Below are 2,155 nucleotides of genomic sequence, written 5' to 3'. Positions count from 1 at the left end.
ACCGAATCGGCAGCATTCGCCGCACGCTCGGCACAAGGCCGATGCCGATTCCAGCGCCGCGTCCACCCGGGCGTACACTTCGTACACCGCGGCCAGTTGGTCGGGATGCGGCGGGCGAAGCGCCGGCGGCGCACCCCACGGCGCCAGGAAAAAGGGGACGGGAGTATCTTGTGCGAAGCACCCGAAGGGCCGAACCTGTCCCCGGGGCGGCACGCCAGCGGCGGCCCTTTCGTCATTCGGGCTTGTCTTTTGATTCGTCATTCGGATTTCGGGTTTCGTCATTGCTCGTGCGGCCAAGCGGATTACGAGGTTCGGGCCTGCCTAGACCCTCATCTCCATCCGCTTGGCCTCGATCTGCTCGTGACTATAAAGCGGCCCCTGCCCGATGCCGGCGCAGCGGCGGGCCGCCGATTCCCACGCGTCCCGGCTCCGAAGGTTGCTCGGCCAGAAAGGCCAGACTCGGCACTGCCTCGGCCGCACAGGGTAAACGCGGCATCGGCTGCCGCCATCGAGCATGACGCAGTCGAAGTTCGGTTCTTCCTTCAGGCTCAGGCCGCGCCAGAGCCGCCGCCCGTAAAGCCGACGAAACTCGTCCCTCTCCAGGCCCAGGTGCCGCGCGATGGCTTCCACCTCGTCGTCGTCCATCCAGACGTACCCCGGCCCGCCGCCGCAACAGTTGCCGCAGGACTGGCAGGCAAAGCGCAGGCCCTGGGCGTACCACGGTTTCCGCGTCTGTTTTGCGCTCAGGATTCCCATGCGGCCGCTCCCGCCCCACGCGGACCGCATTCTACGCCCCGCCCCGCCGGGGTGCCAAGAGTTTTCGGCACGCCGTTCGAGCCGCCCGCCCACGCTTCATTTAGCCCCCGGTGAATACACCGGGGGCACTTCCCCCTCGCCTCCGCACCCCGCCGCCAGGCAAGATTCCTGCCTTGCAGCCTCTGCCGCCGCAGGCCTATAATGCCCGCCGGCGAGCAGGTAAGGAACGTGCCGGCGATGGCCCCTATCCGGATTCTGCCCGAGATCCTTGTCAACCAGATCGCCGCAGGCGAGGTCATCGAGCGTCCGGCCAGCGTCGTCAAGGAACTCCTCGAGAACGCCATCGACGCCCAGGCCACGCGCATCTGCCTGGAACTCGAGGAAGCGGGCAAGAAACTCATCCGCGCAAGCGACGACGGCGTCGGCATCCCCGCGGCGGAACTCGCCCTCGCCCTCGCGGGCCACGCAACGAGCAAGATCGCCTCCGCCGAGGACCTCGAGGGGATTACGACGCTCGGGTTCCGCGGCGAAGCGCTCGCTTCCATCGCCTCCGTCGCCGACGTCCGAATCTCCAGCCGCATCCGCGACGCGCTCGAGGCCGTCGAAGTCTCCTCCAGCGCCGGCAAGGCCGCACCGCCCCGCCCTGCGAGCGGGCCCGTCGGCACGACCGCCGAGGTCCGAAACCTCTTCCGCTACGTCCCGGCACGCCGAAAGTTCCTCAAGACCGACGCGACCGAGATGGGCCACATCACCGAACAGGTCGCCCGCATCGCCCTGGCCTATCCGCGGGTCCATCTGACGGTGACGCACAACGGCCGGAGCGTGTACGAGTTGCCGCCGACCGATTCCGTGCGCGACCGCATCGCGGCGTTCTTCGGGTCGGAGCCGGCGGGGGCACTCATCCAGATCGAGTCCGACGAGCCCGCGGGGCGACTCTGGGGCCTCGTCGGGCCGCCGCACCTCGCCCGCGCCACAGCAACGATGCAGTACCTTTTCATCAACGGCCGCTACGTCCGCGACCGTGGCCTCCTGCACGCCGTCCGCGAGGCGTACCGCGGCATGTTGGAGGGCAACCGCCAGCCTGTCGCGTTCCTCTTTCTTACCGTCCCGCCGGACCGCGTGGATGTGAACGTCCATCCGACGAAAATCGAAGTCCGCCTCCGCGACGCCCACCTGCTCTACGGCCAAGTGCTGGCGGCCATCCGGGAACGCCTCCTGGGGCCCGGCATGGCGCCGAGCCTTGTCCCGCCTTCGCCGGCGCTCGCCGTTCAAAGCCCGGGGATGAGCGAAGCGAATCCCCGGGACGCCGTTCGTGCCGCCCGCGTGCGTCAAGCCGTCGCCGATTTCCTTCGCAGCCCCCCGTCCGGCGCCCAGCCCCGCCTCGCATTCCCGCCGCACG

3 protein-coding genes are annotated in these 2,155 nt (G+C 69.0%); 1 reads left to right on the top strand and 2 read right to left on the bottom strand.

From position 1 onward, the window contains the following. Both NTX40_10995 and NTX40_10990 read right to left on the bottom strand, forming a co-directional pair. The coding region (locus tag NTX40_10995) for a hypothetical protein (GenBank protein MCX5649600.1) at positions 1-261 on the bottom strand (261 nt) is incomplete at its 3' end. Between the two features lie 60 nt (positions 262-321). Continuing rightward, positions 322-756: a YkgJ family cysteine cluster protein gene (locus tag NTX40_10990; GenBank protein MCX5649599.1), complete on the bottom strand. Its 435-nt coding sequence runs from the start codon at positions 754-756 to the stop codon at positions 322-324. A gap of 237 nt (positions 757-993) precedes the next feature. On the opposite strand from NTX40_10990, the gene mutL reads away from it, so the two are divergent. Then, the coding region (gene mutL / locus NTX40_10985) for a DNA mismatch repair endonuclease MutL (protein ID MCX5649598.1) at positions 994-2,155 on the top strand (1,162 nt) is incomplete at its 3' end.

It is taken from the genome of Planctomycetota bacterium, assembly GCA_026387035.1.
GTDB lineage: Bacteria > Planctomycetota > Phycisphaerae > FEN-1346 > FEN-1346 > JAPLMM01.
Note: the sequence above shows the minus strand (reverse complement) of the source record. Positions and strands in the feature narration are given on the sequence as shown.

Bases quoted from the DNA above. Each gene is read 5' to 3' on its own strand.
- NTX40_10990 (MCX5649599.1), bottom strand. From the start codon at position 756: ATGGGAATCCTGAGCGCAAAACAGACGCGGAAACCGTGGTACGCCCAG.